Source organism: Spirillospora sp. NPDC000708 (genome assembly GCF_040299565.1).
In the GTDB taxonomy this organism is placed as follows: domain Bacteria; phylum Actinomycetota; class Actinomycetes; order Streptosporangiales; family Streptosporangiaceae; genus Spirillospora.
Genome location: NZ_JBEPCJ010000027.1, coordinates 65,296 through 86,472, shown reverse-complemented (window position 1 = coordinate 86,472; position 21,177 = coordinate 65,296). Strand labels below are relative to the sequence as shown.

At 72.4% G+C, this 21,177-nt stretch carries 1 protein-coding gene (only partly in view); it reads left to right on the top strand.

Annotation, left to right across the window (positions count from 1 at the left end; all coding sequences use genetic code 11):
- Positions 1–21,177, top strand: the 3' portion of a protein-coding gene (locus ABT299_RS20815; protein WP_500251726.1) for a non-ribosomal peptide synthase/polyketide synthase. 8,697 nt of this gene lie to the left of the window's left edge; only the last 21,177 of its 29,874 coding nucleotides appear in the window; its start codon lies beyond the left edge, outside the window; the stop codon is at positions 21,175–21,177.

Here is a 21,177-nt window from a genome sequence, read left to right as displayed (position 1 = left end):
TTGCGGTGGTTGTCGGTGGCGAGCATGAGTTTCGATGTGTTCACCGGTGATGTGGTGCGGGCGTTGGGTTCGGGTGGGGTGTTGGTTTTGGGTGATCCGGGTGTGGTGTTGTCGGTTTGGGATTGGGCGGGGTTGTTGGCGGCGGAGCGGGTGGGGGCGTTGGAGTGTGCGCCGCGTTATGCCGATCAGTTGGCGGCTCTCGTCGGTGGGGCGGGGGCGCGGTTGCCGGGGTTGCGCTTGCTGGTGGTGACGACGGACGTGTGGCGGGTTTCCGGGGTAGCGCGGGCGCGCGCTGCGCTGGGAGACGGCGTGCGGGTGCTAACGGCCTACGGCGTCACCGAAGCAACGATCGACTCGACCTACAGCCCGCTGGAGGGGCTGGCAGAGATGGACGGGCCGGTGCCGGTGGGTGGGCCGTTGCCGGGGGCGCGGGTGTATGTGCTCGATCGGTATATGGGACCGGTTGCCGTAGGGGTGACAGGTGAGGTGTTCATTGGTGGCGTAGGGGTGGCGCGGGGGTATGGCGGTCGTCCGGCGTTGACGGCGGAGCGGTTTGTCGCTGATCCGTTTGCCGGTGATGGTTCCCGGCTTTATCGGACCGGGGATCGGGGGCGGTGGCGCCCGGGTGGGCAGTTGGAGTTCCTTGGTCGTGCCGACGAGCAGGTCAAGGTGCGCGGATTCCGGATCGAGCCCGGCGAAGTCGAAGCGGTACTGCATTCGCATCCCGCCGTGGCTGCGGCGGCAGTGGCCGTCGCGGGCGATGAGGCGGGAGCGCGGCTGGCGGCCTGGCTCGTCCCTGCCGACCCCGGCGTGGGAATTCCGGCGTCGGGAGAGCTGCGGGAGTACGTATCCGGGCGGCTGCCGGAGTTCATGGTGCCGTCGGTGTTCACCGAGGTGGCGGCATTGCCGTTGTCACCGAACGGGAAGGTGGACCGCTCGGCGCTGCCGGCGCCGGATGTCTCGCGTCCTGATGTGGGTGTCTTCACGGCTCCGGCCACCGCGACCCAGGAGTTGCTGGCGGGGATCTGGGCGCTGGTTCTGGAGGTCGAGCGGGTCGGCGCCGATGACAACTTCTTCGAGCTGGGCGGCCATTCACTCCTGGCGACCCAGGTCATCTCGCGCGTCCGCGAAGTGCTGGGGGTCGAGGTGCCGGTGGCGGCGCTGTTCGACCACCCGACGGTGGCGGAACTGGCGGACGTCGTCGATGGTGCTGACCGAGTGAACGTTCCTGCGGTTGTTCCGGTGCCGCGGGACGAACGGTTGGCGTTGTCGTTTGCGCAGCAGCGGTTGTGGTTCCTGGATCAGATGGAGCCGGGGTCGGTGGAGTACAACGTGCCGGTCCCGGTCGGGCTGGGCGGTGGAGTGGATGTGGCCGCGCTGGGTGCGGCGCTGGGTGCGCTGACCCGCCGTCATGAGGTGCTGCGGACCCGGCTGGTCGCCGGCCACGACGGGGTCCCGTACCAGGTGATCGATCCGCCATCACCGTTCCCGCTGCCGGTGGTCGATGTGTCGGGTGCCGCCGATCCCCGACGCGCAGTGGAAGCCCTGGTGGTCGCGGACGCCGCCGAACCCTTCGACCTGGCTACCGGTCCGGTGATCCGCGGCTGCCTGGCCCGGGTCGGCACCGACCGGCATCTGCTGGTGCTGTCGGTGCACCACGCCGCCTTCGACGAATGGTCGGCCCTCATCCTGCGCCGCGAGCTACGCGCCCTGCATACCGCGATCGGTGCCGGTGAGCCCGATCCGTTGCCGCCGTTGCCGGTGCAGTACGCCGACTACGCCCTCTGGCAACGCACCTGGCTGTCGGGGCGCGTTCTGGAAACCCAACTGGCGTACTGGCGGGACCAACTCGCCGCACTGCCCACCCTGGATCTGCCCACCGACCGGCCCCGCCCCGCCATCCGCACCACCACCGGAGCAGCCGTTCGCTTCACCGTTCCTGCTGGCACTGTTGAGCAGTTGCGGCAGCTCGCCCGTGATCACGGCGCGACGATGTTCATGACGACGATGGCGGCGTTCGCCGTCCTGCTCGGCCGCTACACCAGCCAGCACGACATCCCGATCGGCACACCGATCGCCAACCGCAACCGCGCCGAAACCGAGAACCTCATCGGCTACTTCGTCAACACCCTGGTCATCCGCACCGACCTGACCGACGACCCCACCTTCGCAGAACTGCTGGAGCAGCTCAGAACCACCGCGCTGGCCGCCTACGCCCACCAAGACCTGCCCTTCGAACAACTCGTCGACGAACTGGTCACCCAACGAGACCGCTCCCGCACCCCCCTCTTCCAAACCCTCTTCTACTACGACACCACCCGTGGGGCGGAAGGAAATGCCGGGACGGAAGGCGGCCGGCAGCCGGCGGCGGACGGGCCGGCGGTATCGCTGCCGCTCAGGTGCGATCTGGAACTGAACCTCGCGGAAGAACACGGTGGCGGTCTGTCCGGTTCACTTCTCTACAGCACCGCACTCTTCGATGCCGACCGGATACAGCGGCTCGCCGGATACCTGACCGCGGTGCTGGACGCCGTCGCGGCGAACCCGCACGCACGGACGAGCAGCATGCAGCTGCTTCCAGCGGACGAGCGGCAGCGACTTCTCGAGAGCTGGAACGACACCGAGATGCGCACGCCCTCGGTGCCGAGTGTCGCGGACCTGATTCTCGAACAGGCCGCCGAATCCCCGGACGCGGTCGCCGTGACCGTCGGTGACACGTACCTGACCTATGCCGGATTGGTGCTGCGCGCCGGCCGGCTCGCCGCAACGCTGCGCGAGCTGGGCGCCGGGCCGGAGTCAGTGGTGGCGCTGTGCCTCGAACGCGGCACCGACATGGTGGTGGCCGGTCTCGCGACGTGGCTGGCGGGGGCGGCGTATCTGCCGCTCGATCCCGGCTATCCGCCCGCCCGGCTGGCGTTCATGCTCGCCGACAGCGGAGCGCGGGTGTTCGTCGGGCACCGGGGCGCGACGGATCGGCGACCGGCGGACGGGCATCTGCCCGCGGGCGTACCGGCGCTGTGGCTGGATGACACGCGGACGAGCCCGGACCTGGAGCAGCCGGCGGACGCGGCGCCGCGGTCGCCGGGGCAGCTCGCCTACATGATCTACACGTCCGGGTCGACCGGGGTGCCGAAGGGCGTGTCCGTATCGCAGCAGAACCTGATGAACCTGCTGCTGACCATGGTGCGGCGGCCGGGCCTCGTGGCGGACGACGTCCTGCTGGCGGTCACGACCTTCGGCTTCGACATCGCCGGGCTCGAGCTGTGGCTGCCGCTGGTGACGGGGGCACGCGTCGTGGTCGCGGAGCCGGGGGCGGCCGTGTCGGCGGAGGCGCTCGCGGCGGAGATCGACCGGCGGGGCGTGACGGTGATGCAGGCGACCCCGGCCACGTGGCGGCTGCTCGCCGAGAACGGCTGGGCCGGTTCGGCGGGCCTGCGGGCGCTGTGCGGCGGGGAGGCGCTGCCGGCGGGGCTGGCGGGATGGCTGCTGCCCCGGGTCGCGGAGCTGTGGAACATGTACGGGCCGACCGAGACCACCATCTGGTCGGCCTGCCGGCAGATCACCGACCAGGCGGCGGTCACGCTGGGAGGTCCCGTCGGCAACACGCGCATGTACGTGGTCGACCCGTTCCTGAACCCGGTTCCGGTGGGAGCGGCGGGCGAGCTGCTGATCGCGGGCGCCGGCGTGGCCCGCGGGTACCACGCGCGACCGGGGCTGACCGCGGAACGGTTCGTCGCCGACCCGTTCGCGGCCGACGGTTCGCGGCTGTACCGGACCGGTGACCTCGCACGCCGGCGGGTGGACGGGCGGCTCGAGTACCTCGGCCGGATCGACCAGCAGGTGAAGCTGCGCGGTTTCCGCGTCGAACTGGGCGAGGTGGAGGCCCTGCTCTCCGGCCATCCGGGGGTCCGGTCTGCGGTGGTGGCGGTGACCGGCGAGGGCGCGCGGGCGCGACTGGCCGCCTGGCTCGTCCCCGCCGACGCGAGCGCCGGCATCCCGGCGGCCGGCGAACTGCGGGAGCGCCTGCGGGAACACCTGCCGGAGTACATGACCCCCGCGTTCTACACCGAGATCGCGGCCGTGCCGCTGACCCCCGCGGGAAAGACCGACCGGGCCGCCCTGCCGGCTCCGGGCACCGGACGGTCGGCCCAGGCCGGTGAGTTCCGCGCCCCGGCCACTCCCGGTGAAGAGCTGCTGGCCGGAGTCTGGGCCGAGATCCTGGGCGTCGGCCAGGTCGGAGCGGACGACGACTTCTTCGATCTCGGCGGGCACTCGCTGCTGGCCGTCCAGGTGATATCGCGGATCCGCGACGTGTTCGGCGCGGAAGTGCCGGTGGCCGCGCTGTTCGATCACCCGACGGTGGCGGGCCTCGCGAACGTCATCGCGGGACCCGGCACCGGGATCCCGGCACCGCACGTCGAACCGGCGGACCGGACGGAGCGGCTGCCGCTCTCGTTCGCGCAGCAGCGCCTCTGGCTCGTCGATCAGATGGACCCCGGGTCGGTCGAGTACAACATGCCGATGCCACTGGCGATGGGCGAGGTGGCCGTCCACGCGCTGGGGGCGGCGCTGTCGGCGCTGGTCGAGCGGCATGAGGTGCTGCGGACGCGGCTGGTGGCGGGCGAGGACGGGGTGCCGTTCCAGGTGATCGACCCGCCGTCGCGGATCCGGCTGCCGGTGGTGGACGTGTCGGGGGCGGCGGATCCGCGGCAGGCGGCGGAAGCGCTGGTGGTGGCGGACGAGGCGGAGCCGTTCGACCTGGCCGCGGGGCCGCTGATCCGGGCCTGCCTGGTCCGGGTGGGCAAGGGCCGCAACGTGCTGGTGCTGTCGGTGCATCACATCGTCTTCGATGAATGGTCGGCGGGGATTTTCCGGCGTGAGCTGGGGGCGCTGTATGAGGCGTTCCGGCGTGGTGAGGCGGACCCGTTGCCGGCGTTGCCGGTGCAGTATGCGGATTTCGCGGTGTGGCAGCGTCAATGGCTGACCGGTCAGGTGCTGGAAGGGCAGTTGGCGTACTGGCGCGAGCAGTTGGCGGACGTCCCGGTGCTGGACCTGCCCACTGATCGGCCGCGGCCGCCGGTGCGGTCATCCGCCGGAGCGGCGATGCGGCACGAGATCCCGCCCGAAGTGGCCGAGGGCCTGCGTGCGGTGGCGCGCGAGGGCGGCGCGACGATGTTCATGACGGTGCTGTCGGCGTTCATGGTGCTGCTGGGGCGCTACGCCGGTCAGGACGATGTCGTGGTGGGGACGCCGGTGGCGAACCGGGATCGGGCCGAGACCGAGGGTCTGATCGGGTTCTTCGTGAACACGCTGGTGATGCGGGCGGATCTCTCGGGCGATCCGTCGTTCGGTGGATTGCTGCGGCAGGTGCGGCAGGTGGCGTTGGCGGCGTACGCGAACCAGGATCTGCCGTTCGAGCAACTCGTCGACGAGCTGGTCACCGACCGGGACCAGTCCCGCACCCCCCTCTTCCAGGTGGCGTTCAGCTACATCGCCCAGGACCCCGCGGACGGCGGCGGCGTATCGCACTGGGCGGGCAACACCGGTGACTCCGGTGCGGTCACCGGTGGGTTGCCGGTGCGGACCGACCTGGTGGTGACGGTGGGCGAAGGCCATGACGGCGGCCTGGTAGCGGGGATTCAGTACAGCACCACCCTGTTCGACGCCCCCACCGTGGCCCGGCTGGCGGGTCATCTGGCGGTGTTGCTGGAGGGGGTCGCCGCCGGCGGCGGCGAGCGGCGGTTGTCGGAGCTGCCGGTGGTGTCGGCCGCGGAGCGGGAGGAGCTGCTGAGCTGGGGAATCGGCGTCGAAGCCGATGGCAACGGCGGCGTCGCCGATGTGGCGGCCTTGGTCGCGGCTCAGGTCGAGGTGCGGGCGGACTCGGTGGCCGTGGTGGTGGGTGACGCCTGTGTCACTTACGGGTCGCTCATGGAGCGGGCGGGCCGCTTGGCGGGCTATCTGCAGGGGCTGGGTGTCGGTGCGGGGTCGGTGGTGGGTCTGTGCGTGCCGCGCGGTGTGGAGATGGTGGTCGGAGTACTGGGTGTGTGGTTGGCGGGTGCGGCGTATGTGCCGTTGGACCCGGGATACCCGGCGGACCGGCTCGGTTTCATGCTCGCCGACAGCGGCGCCAGCGTCGTGGTGGGGACGGCGGAGTCGGCGGCTGTGCTCGGGACGGTGTCGTCCGGGCTGGAGCGGGTGGTCTTGGACGACCCGGCGACGGCGGCGGCGATCGCCGGATCCTCGCTGGTCGGGGACGGTGCGGCTGGTGAGGGCCTGGCGTATGTGATGTACACGTCGGGGTCGACGGGTCGGCCGAAGGGTGTGTTGGTCGGGCACGGTGGTGTCGCGAACTTGGTGGCGGGTCAGGGTCCGGTGTTCGGGATCACCCCGGGGATGGCTGTGGCCGGGTTCGCGTCATTCAGTTTCGACGCGGCGGTGTCGGAGGTGTGGGTGACGCTCGGCCGCGGCGGGCGTCTGGTGCTTGTGGGTGAGGACGAGCGGGTGGACACCGTGCGGCTGGCGCAGGTGCTGGCTGCGGCGGGGGTCGGAGTGGTGACGTTGCCGCCGTCGGTGGCCCGGCTGGTCGACCCGGCCGAGTTCGCGGGGTTGGCGACGTTGGTGTTGGCGGGCGAGCGGGCCGATGAGCAGGTGGTGGCCCGGTGGGCCGACCGCTGCGTGGTGGTGAACGCCTATGGACCGACCGAGGCATCGGTGTGCGCGACCGCCGGGCCGGTGGATCCATCCGCGAGTGTGGTGCCGATCGGCACACCGCTACCGGGCGTGCGGGTGCACGTACTGGACGAGCGACTGAACCCAGCGCCGCTGGGTGTGGCGGGTGAGCTGTTCATCGGTGGTCTGGGGTTGGCGTGGGGTTATGCGGGGCGGGCGGCGTTGACCGCCGAGCGGTTCGTCGCCGATCCACTGGCGGGTGACGGTTCGCGGTTGTACCGCTCAGGCGACCGGGCACGGTGGCGTCCAGGCGGCGTGCTGGAGTTCCTCGGCCGGATCGACGAGCAGGTCAAGCTGCGGGGATTCCGGATCGAGCCCGGCGAGGTCGAGGCCGTACTGACCGCCCACCCCCACATCAGCGCCGCCGCAGTAGCCGTCACCACAGAGACCACGGACAACGCAGAGCACGGCCCGCAGTTGGCGGCGTGGCTGGTCCCCGCCGACCCCGACACCGGCATCCCCGCCACCGCCGAGTTGCGCGAGTTCGCCGGCGGGCGGTTGCCGGAGTTCATGATCCCCGCCTACTTCACCGAGATCACCCATCTTCCCCTGACCCGCAACGGGAAGCTGGACCGCGCAGCGCTGCCCGCACCCGACACCGGGCGCCCCGAGGGAGCGACCGGCTACAACCCGCCGCGCGGCGAGCTGGAAGAACTGCTGGCGGGGATCTGGGAGCAGGTGCTCGGCATCAGCCCGATCAGCGCCACCGACAGCCTCTTCGAACTGGGCGGGAACTCGCTCCTGCTCGTCCAGATCATCTCCCGGGTCCGGGAGGTGTTCGGCACCGACATCAAAGTCGCCACCCTCTTCGATCAGCCCACGATCCGTCGCCTGGGCGCCGTGATCGAAGAAACCACCACCGGAATGGCGGTCCCGCCCGTGGTCCCCGTCTCACACGATCAGCAGCTCCCCCTGTCCTTCGGCCAGCAGCGGCTCTGGTTCGCCGACCAGCTCGAACCCGGATCGGCCGAGTACAACGTGCCCATGCCGCTGCGGCTGCCGGCGGCGGTGGACGCCGCTGCGCTGCAAGCGGCGCTGTCGGCGGTGACGCGGCGGCACGAAGTGCTGCGCACCAGGCTGCTCGCCGGCCAGGACGGCGTCCCCTACCAGGTCATCGACCCGCCGGCCCCCTTCCCGCTGCCCGTCGTCGACGTGTCCGGCGCGGCACACCCGAGGCGGGCGCTGGAGAAGCTGATCGCCGCCGACGCGGCCACGCCGTTCGACCTGGCCACCGGACCGGTGATCCGCGCGTTCCTGGCACTGCTGGGCGCCGGCCGGCGACTGCTGGTGCTGTGCGTGCACCACGCCGCCTTCGACGAATGGTCCGGGCGCGTTCTGCAGTCCGAGCTCACGGCGCTGCAGACCGCGTTCAGCGCGGGAGAGCCGGATCCGCTGCCGCCGCTGCCCGTGCAGTACGCCGACTTCGCCGTCTGGCAGCGGCAGTGGCTGACCGGCGAGGTGCTGGAATCCCAGCTGGCCTACTGGCGGGAGCAGCTGGCCGGGCTGCCGGTGCTGGACGTGCCGGCCGACCGGGCGCGCCCGCCGGTCCGCTCCACCTCGGGGGCGGTCGTCGAGTTCACGGTCCCCGCGGAGGTGACCGAGGGCCTGCGTGCGGTGGCGCACGACGGCGACGCGACGATGTTCATGACGCTGCTGGCGGCGTTCATGGTGCTGCTGGCCCGCTACACCGGCCAGGACGACATCGTCATCGGCACCCCGGTGGCGAACCGGGAGCGCGGCGAGACCCAGGAGCTGATCGGCTACTTCGTGAACAACCTGGTGATGCGGGGCGACCTGTCGGGCGACCCGACGTTCGCCGAGCTGCTGGGGCGGGTCCGGCAGATGGCCCTCGAGGCGTACGCCCATCAGGATCTGCCGTTCGAGCAGCTCGTCGACGAGCTGGTCACCGAACGCGACCGCTCCCGCACCCCGCTGTTCCAGGTGCTGTTCAACTATGACACCGCCGTTGACGCCCCGGGCGACCAGCGGAACGAGCAGCGCCGGGTCAGCGCGCTGACCAACGCGGACCCCATGCCCGCCGCCGTGATCGCGCGAGCGGACCTGCGGCTGATCCTGGCCGAACGGGACGCGGGTCTCACCGGGGCGGTCGAGTACAGCACCGACCTGTTCGACGCCGCCACGGCGGCGCGCATGGCGGCTCACCTGGGTGCGCTGCTGGAAAGCATCGCGACCGACGCGGGCCAGTGGGTCTCGGATCTGGCGATGGACGCCCCGAGCGAGCAGGACGAACCGTCCGAGGCGGACGAAGAGGCCGGCAGTGGCGTGGTCGCGATGGTTCTGGGCCAGGCGGCGGTGCGGGCGGATGCGGTGGCGGTGGTGGTGGGGGACGTAAGCGTGACTTATGGGTGGTTGGTGGGGCGTGCGGGGCGGTTGGCGGGTTATCTGCAGGGCCTTGGGGTTGGTCCGGGGTCGGTGGTGGGTTTGTGTGTGCCGCGTGATGTGGAGATGGTGGTTGGCGTACTGGGTGTGTGGTTGGCGGGTGCGGCGTATGTGCCGTTGGACCCGGGGTATCCGGCGGACCGGCTCGGTTACATGCTCGCCGACAGTGGTGCCGGTGTTGTGGTGGGCGTTGGGTCGGTGGTGGGGGATGTCCCGGTGGGACGGGGCGTCCGGGTAGTCGAGCTCGATGACCCGATGACGGCGGCGGCTCTGGCGTCCGCACCGGCGGTGCGTGACGCTTCGGCCGGCGAGGGCCTGGCGTATGTGATGTACACCTCGGGCTCGACGGGTCGGCCGAAGGGTGTGCTGGTCGACCACGGCGGTGTCGCGAATCTGGTGGCGGGCCAAGGCCCGGTGTTCGGGATCACCCCGGGTGCGGTGGTGGCCGGGTTCGCCTCGTTCAGCTTCGACGCGGCGGTGTCGGAGGTGTGGGTGACGCTCGGGCACGGTGGGCGTCTGGTGATCGTGGGTGAGGAAGCCCGGATCGATGTGGGCCGGTTGGGGCGGCTGTTGGCTGCGGCGGGTGTGGGTGTGGTGACGTTGCCGCCGTCGGTGGCGCGTGTGGTCGACCCGGCGGAGTTCGCGGGTTTGGCGACGTTGGTGTTGGCGGGCGAGCGGGTCGATGAGCAGGTGGTGGCCCGGTGGGCGGACCGGTGCGTGGTGGTGAACGCCTACGGGCCGACCGAGGCATCGGTATGCGCGACCGCAGGACCGGTGGACCCGGCCGCGATCGCGGCTGCGGGCGGGGTGGTGTCCATCGGAGCGCCGCTGCCCGGGGTCCAGGTGCACGTCCTGGACAAGCGCCTCAAGCCTGTGCTCGCCGGGATGACCGGCGAACTGTTCATCGGTGGTGCAGGGCTGGCCTGGGGTTATGCGGGGCGTGCGGCGCTGACCGCCGAGCGGTTCGTCGCCGATCCGCTGGCGGGTGACGGTTCGCGGTTGTATCGCTCGGGCGACCGGGCGCGGTGGCGTCCGGGTGAGGTGCTGGAGTTCGCGGGCCGGGTCGATGAGCAGGTCAAGTTGCGGGGGTTCCGGATCGAGCCCGGTGAGGTCGAGGCTGTGCTGGCCGGTCACCCCCAGATCACCGCCGCCGCAGTCGCTGTAACCACAGACATGGCGGAGGCCGGTGAGCAGGATCCGCAGTTGGTCGCGTGGTTGGTGCCTGCCGATCCGGATTCCGGTGTGCCTTCTGTCGCTGAATTGCGTGAGTTCGCTGGTAGGCGGCTGCCGGAGTACATGATTCCGGCCTACTTCTCCGAGATCTCCGAGTTCCCGTTGAGTCGTAATGGGAAGTTGGATCGGGCTGCGTTGCCGGCGCCGGATGCGGGGCGGTTGGTGGGGCGCGTTTTTGTGGAGCCGCGGTCGGAGACCGAGCGTGCGCTGGCGGGGATTTGGGCGGAGTTGTTGAAGGTGGAGCGGGTGGGGGTGGAGGACAATTTCTTTGAGTTGGGTGCGCATTCGCTGTTGGCGACTCGGGTGGTGTCGCGGGTCCGGTCGATGTTCGGGGTCGAGATCGCGGTGTCGGCCCTGTTCGACGCCCCGACGCTGGGGCAGTTGGCCGAGGTGGTGGACGCGGCGGCCGGTACGGTCGTGCCGCCGATAGCGCCCGTTCCGCGAGAGGAGCCGCTGCCGCTGTCCTTCGCGCAACAGCGCCTGTGGTTCCTGGATCGGCTGGAGCCGGGGTCGGTGGAGTACAACGTCCCGATGCCGTTGCGGTTGCTGGCGGCGGTGGACGTGGGGGCTTTGACGGCGGCGTTGTCGGCGCTGGTCGAGCGGCATGAGGTGCTGCGGACGCGGCTGGTGGCGGGCGAGGACGGGGTGCCGTTCCAGGCGATCGATCCGCCGTCGCCGTTCTGGCTGCCGGTGGTCGACGTGTCCGCCGCGTCCGACCCACGCGAGGCGGCGGGCCTGCTGGTGGGCGCGGATGCGGTGGAGCCGTTCGACCTGGCGGCCGGGCCGCTGATCCGCGCGAGCCTGGTGCGAGTGGCGGGCGACGAGCACGTGCTGGTGCTGTCGCTGCATCACGTGGTGAGCGATGAATGGTCAGCGGGGATCTTCCGGCGTGAGCTGGCCGCGCTGTACGAGGCGTTCCGGCGCGGCGAGCCGGACCCGCTGCCGCCGTTGCCGGTGCAGTACGCGGACTTCGCGGTGTGGCAGCGGCGCTGGCTGACCGGCGAGGTGCTGGAAGGCCAGCTCGCGTACTGGCGGGAGCGGCTGGCCGGGATCCCGGTGCTGGACCTGCCGACCGACCGGCCCCGCCCGCCGGTGCGGTCCACTGTAGGGGCGGCTGAGGCATTCGCCTTCCCCGCGGAGATGGCCGAGGGGCTGCGCGCGGTGGCGCGCGAGGGCGGCGCGACGATGTTCATGACGGTGCTGTCGGCGTTCATGGTGCTGCTCGGGCGGTACACCGGTCAGGACGACGTCGTGGTGGGGACGCCGGTGGCGAACCGGGATCGGGCCGAGACCGAGGGCCTGATCGGGTTCTTCGTCAACACGCTGGTGATGCGGGCCGATCTGTCCGGCGACCCGACGTTCCCTGAGCTGCTGGAGCAGGTCAGGGCCACCGCGCTGGACGCCTACGCCCACCAGGACCTGCCGTTCGAGCAGCTCGTCGACGAGCTGGTCACCGAACGGGATCGGTCGCGGACGCCCCTGTTCCAAGTGTTCTTCGGGTACGACGCCTCCGACACGGCCCCGCGCGCGGTGTCGCGAGGTGGGGCCCAAGGCCGAAACGAGCCGGCGAGCATCGGGCTCGATGGTGCGCTGCCGGTGAAATTCGACCTGTCGGTGACCCTGGAAGACCGTCCGGACGGTGGCCTGGCGGGTGCGGTGGAGTACAGCACTGCTTTGTTCGATGCGGGCAGTGTGGCGCGGTTGGTGGGTCATTTGGGGGTGTTGCTGGAGGGGATTGGCGGGGGTGGTGGGGAGCGGCGGTTGTCGGAGTTGCGGGTGGTGTCGGAGGGGGAGCGGGCGGAGTTGCTGGGTTGGGGTGCCGGTGGTGAGGCTGCGGTTGAGTCGGGTGTGGTGGGTTCGGTTCTGGGTCATGCCCGGGTGCGGGCGGACGCGGTGGCGGTGGTCGTCGGAGACGTCTGCGTCACCTATGGCCGGTTGGTGAGCACGGCCGAGCGGCTGGCGGGCTATCTGCGGGGGTTGGGTGTCGCTCCCGGGTCGGTCGTGGGGCTTTGTGTGCCGCGCCGGGCGGAGATGGTGGTCGGCGTGCTGGCGGCGTGGCTGGCCGGAGCGGCGTACGTGCCGTTGGACCCGGGATATCCGGCGGACCGTTTGGAGTTCATGCTCGCCGACAGCGGCGCCGACGTCGTGGTGGGGATGACCGAATCGGCGGCCGTGCTGGGGACGGTGCCCCCTGCGGTGAAACGCGTGGTCCTGGATGACCCGGCGACGGCGGCGGCCATTGCGGCGTCCCCGGCGGTGCGTGATGGGGCGGTTGCCGCGGCTGGTGGAGGTCTGGCGTATGTGATCTATACGTCGGGGTCGACAGGCCGACCCAAGGGTGTGCTGGTCGGGCATGGTGGGGTGGCGAATCTGGTGGCGGGTGTGGGGCCGGTGTTGGGTGCTGGTCCTGGGGTGCGGGTGTTGCAGTTCGCCTCGTTCAGTTTCGACGCGGCGGTACTGGACGTCGCCGCCGTCCTGGCCGGTGGCGGGACGCTGGTGGTGGCGCAGGCGGCGCAACGTGCCGAACCCGCCCGCCTGACAGCACTCATGCGGGCGGCGGGCGTGCAGGCGATGAGTGTGACTCCGTCGTTGCTGGCGGTGGTGGATCCAGGAACGATGCCGGCCCTGGCGACGGTGTTGACAGGGGCGGAACTGCTCACCGAGCCGTTGTCACAGGCGTGGTTGCGGCATGTGCGGTTGGTGAACACCTATGGTCCGACCGAGGCGACGGTGATGACCACCACCGTGGCGTTGGATCCGGGCGGGTCTGGTGTGCCGCCGATCGGGGCGCCGGTGCCTAACGCGCGGGTGCGGGTTCTGGACGATCGTCTTGGTCTGGTTCCGGCCGGGGTGAGCGGTGAGGTGTTCATCGGTGGTGCCGGGTTGGCGTTGGGGTATCGCGGGCGTCCGGCACTGACCGCCGAACGGTTCATCGCCGACCCCTACGCCGATGACGGATCACGGCTGTATCGGACCGGAGACCGGGCCCGGTGGCGGGCTGACGGGTTGTTGGAGTTCACCGGCCGGGCCGATGAGCAGGTCAAGGTCCGCGGGTTCCGCATCGAACCCGGCGAGATCGAAGCCGTCCTGACCGCACATCCCGCCATCACCACCGCGGCCGTCACCACCTACGGCGACCACACCGAGCGCCGCCTCGCCGCCTGGCTCGTCCCCGCCGACCCGGAGGCCGGCATCCCGGACACCGCCCAGCTGCGCGAGCACCTCGCCCGGCACCTGCCCGACTACATGATCCCCGCCCTGTTCACCGAGCTCGCCGCGCTCCCGCTGACGCCCAACGGCAAGATCGACCGCGCCGCGCTGACGGTCACCGTGGCCGCTCGGCCGGAGCCGAGCGCCACCTACGTGGCACCGGCCACCACGGCGCAGGAGCTGATGGCGGGCGTCTGGGCGCAGGTCCTCGGCGTCGACCGCGTCGGCGGCCACGACGACTTCTTCGAGCTCGGCGGGCACTCGCTCCTGGCGACGCGGCTGATCTCCCGGATCCGGGAGGTGTTCGACGCCGAGGTTCCGGTCGCGTCGCTGTTCGACCACCCGACGGTCGCCGGCCTCGTCGCGCTGATCGAGGACACCGCCACCGGCGTGGCGGCGCCGCCGGTGGTGCCGGTGCCGCGGGACGGCCGGCTGCCGCTGTCGTTCGCGCAGCAGCGGCTGTGGTTCCTCGGACAGCTCGACCCGGAGTCCGTGGAGTACAACGTCCCGACGGCGATCCGGCTGCGCGGGCCGCTCGACCTGCGCGCGCTGGACGCGGCGCTGGGCGCCATCACGCGCCGCCACGAAGCGCTGCGCACCCGGCTGCTGGCAGGGCCGGACGGAGTGCCGTACCAGGAGATCGACCCGCCGTCGCCGTTCTCGCTGCCGGTGGCGGACATCTCCGGCGCCGCCGACACGGCGGGTGCGACGTTCGCTCTGGTCATGGCGGACGCGAAGGCGCCCTTCGACCTGGCGGCGGGCCCGGTGATCCGCGGGTGCCTCGTCCGGGTGGCCAAGGACGATCACGTCCTGCTCGTCTCGGTGCACCACGTGGCGTTCGACGAGTGGTCGGAGCGGGTGCTCCGCCGGGAGCTCGAGGTGCTGTACCGGGCGTTCCGTGCCGGGGAGCCGGACCCGCTGCCGCCGCTGCCGGTGCAGTACGCCGACTTCGCGGTGTGGCAGCGCAAGTGGCTGACCGGTGACGTCCTCGAGGCCCAGCTCGGCTACTGGCGCGACCAGCTGGCGGGCGCGCCGACGATGGAACTGCCGGTCGACCGGCCCCGGCCGGCGGTCCGCTCCTCGGCGGGCGCCGCCGAGCAGTTCACCGTCCCCGCCGAGGTGTCCGCGCGGCTCGCGGAGGTCGCCCGTCAGGCGACCGCGACGACGTTCATGGTCTGGCTGTCGGCGGTCATGGTGCTGCTCGGCCGGTACTGCGGGCAGGACGACGTGGTGACGGGGACGCCGGTGGCGAACCGGGAGCGGGGCGAGACCGAGGGCCTGATCGGGTTCTTCGTCAACACGCTCGTGATGCGCGCCGACCTGGGCGGGGACCCGTCGTTCGGCGAGGTCCTCGGCCGGGTGCGGGCCATGGCGCTCGACGCCTACGCCCACCAGGACCTGCCGTTCGAGCAGCTGGTGGACGAACTGGCCGGCGACCGGGACCGGGCGCGGACGGCGCTGTTCCAGGTGATGGTCACCTATGTCACCCGTACGACGGACAGCGGCCGGGCGAGGCCCAGCCGCGGCCGGGGCGGCGGCGGCAAGGACGGCGCGCCCGCCGAACGCGCGGTGAAGTTCGACCTGACGCTCACGATGAGCGAGGGCGACGGGGTGCTGTTCGGCGAGATCCTCTACAGCACCGTCCTGTTCGACGCGGCCACGATCAAGCGGATGACGGGCTACCTCACGGTCCTGCTGGAGAGCATCGCGGCGGACGACGGGCGGCGGGTGTCGGAGCTGCCGCTGCTGTCCGCGGGCGAACGGGACGAGCTGCTCACCGCGTGGAACGACACGGCGACGCCGGCGCCGGCGGAGTCGGGCGTGCACGAGATGGTCGCCCGGCAATGCGCCGCGCGGCCGGACGCCGTGGCGGTGGTGTCCGGGGACGCGACGCTCACGTATGCCGCGCTGGCCGCGCGGGCGGAGCGGTTGGCGGGTCACCTGCGCGGCCTCGGCGCCGGGCCGGAATCCGTCGTGGGGCTGTGCCTGGACCGCGGGCCGGAGCTCGTGGTGGCCGTGCTGGCCGTGTGGGCGGCGGGCGGCGCGTACCTGCCGCTGGATCCGGCGTACCCGGCGGAGCGGCTGGCCTTCATGCTGTCCGACAGCGGTGCGCGCGTCCTGGTGAGCGACCGGGGCGCGGCGGCCGGGCTGGCGGCGGAGGGGCTCCCTGAGGGCGTCGCCGCGGTGTGGCTGGACGATCCGGGCACCAGCGCGGAACTCTCGGCCGGTCCCACCAGGCCGCTGCGCGACCGGCCGATCCCCGGGCAGCTCGCCTACCTGATCTACACCTCGGGGTCGACCGGCCGGCCGAAGGGTGTGATGGTCGAGCACCGGTCCCTGGTCAACTACGTGAGCTGGTTCGGCCGGCGGTTCGAGATGGGGCCGGGCGACCGGATGCTCGTCTCGTCGTCGCCGAGCTTCGACGCGTTCGGCATCGAGCTGCACCCGGGGCTGGCGGCCGGCGGGTGCCTGGTCGTGGTGCCGCCGTCCGGCGGCCGGGCCGACGCGGAGCTGCTGGCCGGCGTCGCGGCCAGGGGCGGTGCGACCGTGCTGGCCGTGGTGCCGACGGTGCTGAAACTGATCGCGGAGCAGCCGCCGCTCGCCCGGGCCCGTTCGGTGCGGGCGGTCGTGTGCGGCGGTGAGCAGCTGACCCGGGAAGTGACGGCCCTGGTGGCGGAACGGCTCGGCGTGCCCGTGCACAACGTGTACGGGCCGACCGAGGCGACGATCGACGTCTCGTCGTTCACCGTGGGTCCGGACGCCCAGCCGGACGCCCGCGTGCCGATCGGGCGGCCCTTGGACAACATCCGGCTGTACGTGCTCGCCCCGGACGGCGGGCCGGTGCCGGCGGGCGTCACCGGGGAGCTGTACATCGGCGGTGTCGGGGTCGCGCGGGGCTACCTGGGCCGGCCCGCGCTGACCGCGGAACGGTTCGTCGCCGACCCGTTCACCGCCGACGGCGGACGGCTCTACCGGACCGGCGACCGGGCGCGGTGGCGCTCCGATGGGGTGCTGGAGTTCCTCGGCCGGGCCGATGACCAGGTCAAGGTCCGCGGGTTCCGGATCGAGCCGGAGGAGATCGAGGCCGCGTTGAAGGACCACCCGTCGCTCGGCGACGCGGTGGTGGCCGTGGCCGAGGACGCTTCCGGCGGGCAGCGGTTGGCCGCCTACCTGGTGCCCTCGGTGACGGACGCCGGGACCTCCACCGTGCCGACCGCGGGAGAGCTGCGCGAGTTCCTGGCGGGCCGGCTGCCGGAGTTCATGGTGCCGACGGTCTTCACCGAGCTGGCGTCGCTGCCGCTGACCCCGAACGGGAAGCTGGACCGCAGGGCGCTGCCGGCTCCCGACCTCTCCCGCGACACGGCGAGCGAGTTCGTCGCGCCGGCGACCCGGACCGAGGAACTGCTGGCCGGGATCTGGGCCCAGGTGCTCGGGCTCGACCGGGTCGGGGCGGCGGACGACTTCTTCGAACTGGGCGGGCACTCGCTGCTGGCGATCCAGGTGATCTCGCGGGCGCGGGAGGCGCTCGGCGTCGGCGTGCCGCTCGCGGAGCTGTTCGACCACCCGACGGTCGCGGGGCTCGCCGCGGCGATCGGGGCGATGACGGCGGGCCCGTCCGCGCCGCCCGTGCTGCCCGTCGCCCGGGACCGGCGGCTGCCGCTGTCGTTCGCGCAGCAGCGGCTGTGGTTCCTCGACCAGATGGAGCCGGGCTCAGCGGAGTACGTGGTCGCCCTGCCGGTGCGGCTCGGCGAGGACCTCGACGTCGCGGCACTGGGCGCGGCGCTGACCGCGCTGGTGGCGCGGCACGAGGTGCTGCGGACCCGGCTGGTGGCGGGCCAGGACGGGGTCCCGTTCCAGGTCATCGACCCGCCGTCGCCGTTCCCGCTGCCGGTCGCCGACGTGTCCGGCGCGCGGGACCCGCGGCGGGAGGCCGAGGCGCTGCTGGCCGCGGACTCCCGGGCGCCGTTCGACCTCGCGGTCGGCCCGCTGGTGCGGGCGTGCCTGGTGCGTGCGGCCGGCGGGCGCCACATGCTCGCGCTGTCGGTGCACCATGTGCTGTTCGACGACTGGTCCGGCCGGATCCTGCGGCGGGAGCTGTCGGCGCTGTACGAGGCGCAGCGGCGGGGCCGGCCGGATCCGCTGCCGCCGCTGCCGGTGCAGTACGCCGATTTCGCGGTGTGGCAGCGCGACCGGCTGTCCGGCGAGGTGCTCGAGTCCCAGCTGGCGTACTGGCGTGCGCAGATGTCGGGCGCGCCGGTGCTGGAGCTGCCCGCCGACCGGCCGCGGCTGCCGGTGCGGTCCTCGGCGGGGGCGTTCCTCCGGTTCGACGTGCCGCCGGAGACGGCCGCCGGGCTGCGCGAGGTGGCCGGCCAGGGCGGGGCGACGATGTTCATGACGCTGCTGGCGGCGTTCATGGTGCTGCTGGGCCGCTACACCGGCCAGGACGACATCGTGGTGGGCACGCCGGTCGCGAACCGGGACCGGGCGGAGAGCGAGGGCCTCATCGGGTTCTTCGTGAACACGCTGGTGATGCGGGCGAGCCTGGCCGGCGACCCGGCCTTCACCGAGGTGCTGCGGCGGGTGCGGCGGGTGGCGCTGGACGCCTACGCCCACCAGGACCTGCCGTTCGAGCGCCTGGTGGACGAGCTGGTCACCGTGCGGGACCGCTCCCGCACCCCGCTGTTCCAGGTCATGTTCAACCATGTCGCGGGCGATCCGCACGACACGGCCGGCCGGGAGACCGACGTCAGGGCCGGCGCCGTTCCGGTGAAGTTCGACCTGACGCTCGTGGTCGGCGACGCCGGCGGCGGCCTGACCGGCGAGATCCAGTACAGCACCACGCTGTTCAGCGCGGCCTTGATCAGCCGCGTGGTGGACCATCTGGTGATGCTTCTGGGGGAGCTGGCCGACGGTGCGGACCTGCCGTTGTCCCGGCTGCGGACGCTGACCCCGGACGAGCGCCGCCGGCTCGCGGAGTGGAGTACCGGCGCGGAGCGGCCGGTCCCCGCGGCGAGCGGGGTGCACGAGCTGGTGGCCGGGCACGCCGCGCGGCATCCGGACACGGTCGCGGCCGTGTACGGCGGGGCCGCGCTGACGTACGGCGCGCTGCTGGAGCGGTCGGCGCGGCTGGCGGCCTACCTGCGCGGCCTGGGGGTCGGGGCGGAGACCACGGTCGGGCTGTGCCTGGAGCGGGGCCTGGACATGGTGACGGCGATGCTCGCGGTCTGGGAGGCCGGCGGCGCCTACCTGCCACTGGACCTGGACTACCCGCAGGGACGGCTCGAGTACATGGTCGCCGACAGCGGCGCGCGGGTGCTGGTGACGTCCGGCGGCCGGTTCGAGCCGGGCGCCGGCGACGGCACGGGGCCCCTCGTCCTGCGGCTGGACGATCCGGCGACGGCGGAGGCGATCCGGCGGTGCCCGGCCGGCGGCCGGGTGGCGGCGGGACATGCCGGGCAGCTCGCGTACATCGTGTACACGTCGGGCTCGACCGGCCGCCCGAAGGGCATCGCCGTGACCCATCGGGACATCATCGCCCTGGCGACGGGGGACTATCCCGGCATCGAGCCCGGCGACGTGGTGGCGCAGACCACCAGCACGTCCTACGACGCGGCCGTCTACGAGATCTGGGGAGCGCTCGCCCGCGGCGCCACGCTCGCCGGGGTGGACCGCGACGTGCTGCTGCTGCCGCGGCGGCTCAACACCCAGATCCGGCAGCAGGGGATGACCGTCGTCTTCCTCATCACCGCACTGCTGCACCAGCTCGCGGCGCAGGCGCCCGAGGGCCTGAACAAGGTCAGGAACCTGCTGTTCGGCGGCGAGGCGGCGGATCCGGAGAACGTGCGGCGCATGCTGACGGAGGGCCGCCCCGGCCGGCTGCTGCACTTCTACGGCCCGGCCGAGGGGACCACGTTCGCCACCTGGGGACCGGTCACCGGCATCGCCGACGGCGTCGTCCCGATCGGCCGCCCGATGGCCAACATGCGCGGTTACGTCGTCGACCGGTGCATGAACCCGGTGCCCGTGGGCGTCCCCGGCGAGCTGCTCATCGGCGGCACCGGGCTGGCCCGCGGCTACCACGGCCGGCCGGCGCTGACGGCCGGGCGGTTCGTCGCCGACCCGTTCCGCGGCGACGGCGCCCGCGTGTACCGGACCGGGGACCGGGTGCGCTGGCTCGCCGACGGCACCCTGGAGTTCCTCGGCCGGGCCGACGACCAGGTCAAGGTGCGCGGGTTCCGGATCGAGCCGGGCGAGATCGAGGCCGTGCTCGCCGCGCAGCCCGGCGTGCGCTCCGCGGTCGTGCTGCCCTTCGGCGAAGGCTCGAACCGCCGGCTCGTCGCCTACCTCGTCCCGGCGGACGGGGACCACCCGCTCTCGGCCGGCCGGCTGCGGGAGCAGGTCCGCGGCCAGCTGCCCGAGTTCATGATCCCGTCGGCGTTCGTCGAGGTCGCCGCGCTACCGCTGACCGCGAACGGGAAGCTCGACCGGGCGGCGCTGCCCGCCCCCGAGGCCGATCGGCCGGACGTGGCGGAGTACGTCGCGCCGACCGGCTTCGCCGAGCAGCTGCTGGCCCGGATCTGGGCGGAGGTCCTGGGCACCGAAGGCGTCGGCGTGCACGACGACTTCTTCGAACTCGGCGGGCACTCGCTGCTGGTGCCCCAGGTGGTCTCCAGGATCCGCGCCGGCGGGTACGAACTGGCCATCGGCGAGTTCTTCGACCATCCGACGATCGCCGGGGCCGCCACCCGGCTGAAGGCCAGGGAGCGGCACCTGCGCTCCGCCGTGCCGATCAGGAGCGGCACGGTCGAGCCGGCCGTGTTCGCCGTCCACGGCATGACCGGGGAGGTCGCGGCGTACGCCGAGGTCGCCGGGCACCTGGAGGAGGGCCACCAGTTCCACGGGCTGCTCGGCCGCGGGCTGGCCGGCCGCGAACGGCCGATCGGCTCGGTGGAGCGGATGGCGTCGGCCTACCTGAGCGACGTGCTCCAGCTGCAGCCCGACGGCCCGTACCTGTTCACGTCCTGGTCGGGCGGCTGCTACGTCGCCGTCGAGATGGCGCGCCAGGCGGCCGCCAGGGGCGAGCGGGTGGCGGGCGCGATCCTGATCGGGCCGCCGATCATGCCGCCGCCGGACGGGGTCAGGAAGCGCCCGTTCACCCGCGCGGAGCGCAGGCTCCTGCGCGCCATCGACGAGACCATCGAAGCCCCTCCCGGGACCCGGCTCCCGGCGGCGGTCGAGGAGCGGATCCTCCGGGTCCGTCCCAAGGACGATCCGGTCGCGGTGGCGATCCGGGCCGGTGACAAGGACGGACTGAGGGGCGCGCGGTCCATGCAGACCTACCGCGTGGCCTTCGAGCACTACTGCGCCCTGCTCCACCACCGGCCCGAGTACCGCTACGACGGACGGGTGGTGCTGCTGATCCCGCGCGAGGACCCGCCGGAGGAGAAGCGGCTCCTGATCGAGCAGTGGGGGACGATGCTGGGCGCCGAGCCGGAGACCGTGGAGGTCCCCGGCAGGCACGGCTCGCTGGTCCGCGGCGAGGGCGCGGCGGCCATCGGCGCGCTGCTGAGCGCCGAGATCACCCGGGCGCACGGCGCCGGGTAG